2 protein-coding genes and 1 pseudogene are annotated in these 2,810 nt (G+C 51.2%); all 3 read right to left on the reverse strand.

Annotation, left to right across the window (positions count from 1 at the left end):
• Positions 1–153: 153 nt before the first annotated feature.
• The gene (locus tag ATO9_RS23250; protein WP_043755241.1) at positions 154–873 is read right to left on the reverse strand and encodes a response regulator; all 720 of its coding nucleotides are present in this window, start codon (positions 871–873) and stop codon (positions 154–156) included.
• Entirely contained in the window at positions 870–2,057 is a 1,188-nt protein-coding gene (locus ATO9_RS24990; protein ID WP_337588288.1) for an ATP-binding protein, read from the reverse strand. The genes ATO9_RS23250 and ATO9_RS24990 overlap by 4 nt, the downstream gene beginning before the upstream one ends.
• 15 nt (positions 2,058–2,072) lie before the next feature.
• Positions 2,073–2,753: pseudogene (locus ATO9_RS24995) on the reverse strand (PAS-domain containing protein); the annotation flags it as partial.
• Between the last annotated feature and the right edge of the window lie 57 nt (positions 2,754–2,810).

The raw sequence follows: 2,810 nt of genomic DNA on the forward strand, positions 1-2,810 counted from the left end.
GGAGCCGTGAATCACGCGCTGTGGGGGAAATCAATGCATCCTGACCCTAGTGAATATTTGCCAACCAGAAAGCGCGGCATTCGTCTACTCGCTAACTGATGTCATACTGCCAGAGCTTCTTTCATTCCGTAGGTTTGGCATTGCTTTGAAGGACTATTCACCGTCTTTCCTCGGTGCTGCACTAAAGACATATCCGGCGCCATAGACGGTTCTTATCAGTTTCGGTGTTTTCGGGTCGTCGCGCAGCTTCTTTCTGAGACGACTTATTCGCGCGTCCATACTTCGATCAAAAGGGCCGTCATGGTGGCCCACGGTCGCGTCAAGCAATTGATCGCGGCTCAAGACCCGCCCCGCTGATTCAACGAAAACTTTCAGGAGGGATGATTCCGATGCACTCAGGGTCTCTATGCTACCGTCCGTATGGATCAATATGCATGCGTTGAAATCGGCAGCCCACTCTCCGAATTCTACATTCTGTCCAATCGGTTGAGAATTCGGGGTTGAGGACGACGAATAGCGCCGCAGAACCGCGCGGACGCGCGCAACCAATTCTCTGGGCTCGAAAGGCTTTACAACATAATCGTCCGCTCCGATTTCCAACCCTACGACCCGGTCAGTAACATTACCGCGCCCAGTTACGACAATTTTTGGCAAAGTGCCCAAATTACCAGCGTCTTGAAGGAGAGACATGCCATCACCATCGGGCAAACTCAGATCTATCAAGCAGAGATCCGGAACCTGTTTTTTCATCGCGATCTCTAGCTCCGAAAGTTTTCGGAGACACACAACTTGCATGCCTTGTTGCTTAAGAGTCCGTGATATCAGCTTCGAAATATCTGGATCATCCTCGATCAGGTAGACAAGCGTTCTCATTCTATCTTTACCCGATTTTCGGCGCCGTCATCCTCGTCAACTGTTGTCGTTGTGAGACATGAACGGAGTTCATCTGCCTCAAATGGCTTCTTTAAAAAGATAACATCCGAGGGCAGTTCATCTTCGGTTTGTAGGGACCGATTTCCACTCATTAGAATTACCCTGACTTCATCAAATTGGCTTTTCAAAACATGAGCCAACCCAATCCCGTCCATGGTGCCAGGCATGCCGATATCTGAAATTACGATCGAGATATCTTTGATCTGGCGTATGAGGTTCAATGCTTCGTCTGCATCGCCCGCCTCTACGACCGGGTAACCCAGGCCGGCTATCTTTCGACGCACCGTGCGACGGACGTCAATGTCGTCATCTACCAAAAGCACTAGGCCCGAACTCGTTGGAGAAATCGCTCCGGTGCTTTCGATACTTCTCAGCTTTTTGCCGGACGGGTCAGCCAATGGTTTTTTCGTATTCAGTTCAACGCTTGGCAAGAGGATTGAGAAAGTCGTTCCCTTGCCTAGTGTACTATCAACGAAAACGGCGCCGTTCGATTGTTGCACGAAGCCGTAGACCATCGATAAACCTAGCCCGGACCCTGAACCTGCAGCTTTCGAGGTGAAGAACGGTTCAAAGATCTTTTCCGAAAGATCGGGCGCCATTCCACAGCCATTGTCGTGGAAACTGATTTTTACATAAAGGCCTGTTGGAAGATGCGTCATATCTGCATGATCCAGAGTCATTTCAAAGGGCTCAGATCGAATTTCAATATTCCCCCGTCCGTCGGTAGCGTCGCGTGCATTCAGCGTCAGGTTGAGCATAGCCATTTCGAGTTGCGAAAGATCGACCAGCGCTATGGGGAGATTGTCACTTTGTTCCACAGTAATCGTCAAACTTTCCGGGACTGAGGATTCCAGCAGTTTCGCGATTTCTGTGATCGCCTCGCCAATATCAGTTGGGGCCGGATCGAACTGTTCGCGCCGCGCCAATGACACCAGACGTTTTGTAAGCGAAGAACCACGTCGTGCGGCGGAAATGGATGGAGCCACATATTCTTCGACGAGTTCATCCGAAATAAGCTCGGTCAGGGGATTAAGATTGCCCAGGATAATGGTTAATAGATTGTTGAAATCATGAGATATTCCGCTGGCCATCCGACCAAGTGCATCCATCTTCTGGGAGCGCATCAGCGCATTCAAGGTTGATTTCCGCCGGGTAACATCAATGGATACGAGATAGAAACCGATCACTTCTCCTGACGACGGTTTTTCAGGTCGCAACAGTGTGCGCACATCCTTGAAGCGCCCACCAGGCAGCTCCAATCGCATCTCGAAATCAACCAAAATCCCGCGCCGTGCCTGTTCGAAAAAGCGCGCGGATTCTTCCATGGTATTTGGGTGAAGCACATCGTAGGCGTTCATCCCGACGGCGGCATGTTGATCGACCTGATATGCGCGAGCGAACCGCTTGTTCATGTATAGGAGGGTCATATCCTTATCGACATGCGCAATGCCAGCCGGGACTTCGTCTGCAATCAAGCTCAGACGCTCTTCGCTGAGCTGTAGCTCGCTGCTTCGAAGGTCAACCTGTCGCTGCAATTCTTTGGTTCTGAGGGTGTAACGTGTGGTGTCAGAGTAAGTGGTTACGAAACCGCCATTGGGAAGCGGCGTACCTGCCACAAGGATTGTTGCTCCGCTTGACGTGGTGCGTTCCAACCGGTGCTTTTGAAACTTACGGGCGGTTTCAACCCGAGCGCCGACTTGTTCGGAGACATCCCCCGCACCATATTCTCCGCGTTCGGCGTTGTATCTGATGAAGGACTCGAAGCTTGCCCCACGGTAAGCCATTTCGTCAGGGTAGCCATAGAGGTCCAGAAATTTGGTGTTCCAAGTGACCTGCCCCCCGCGAAATCCCTCACCTTAATGTAGAGTCTGCGCCAA

It is taken from the genome of Pseudooceanicola atlanticus, from assembly GCF_000768315.1.
Taxonomy (GTDB): domain Bacteria; phylum Pseudomonadota; class Alphaproteobacteria; order Rhodobacterales; family Rhodobacteraceae; genus Pseudooceanicola; species Pseudooceanicola atlanticus.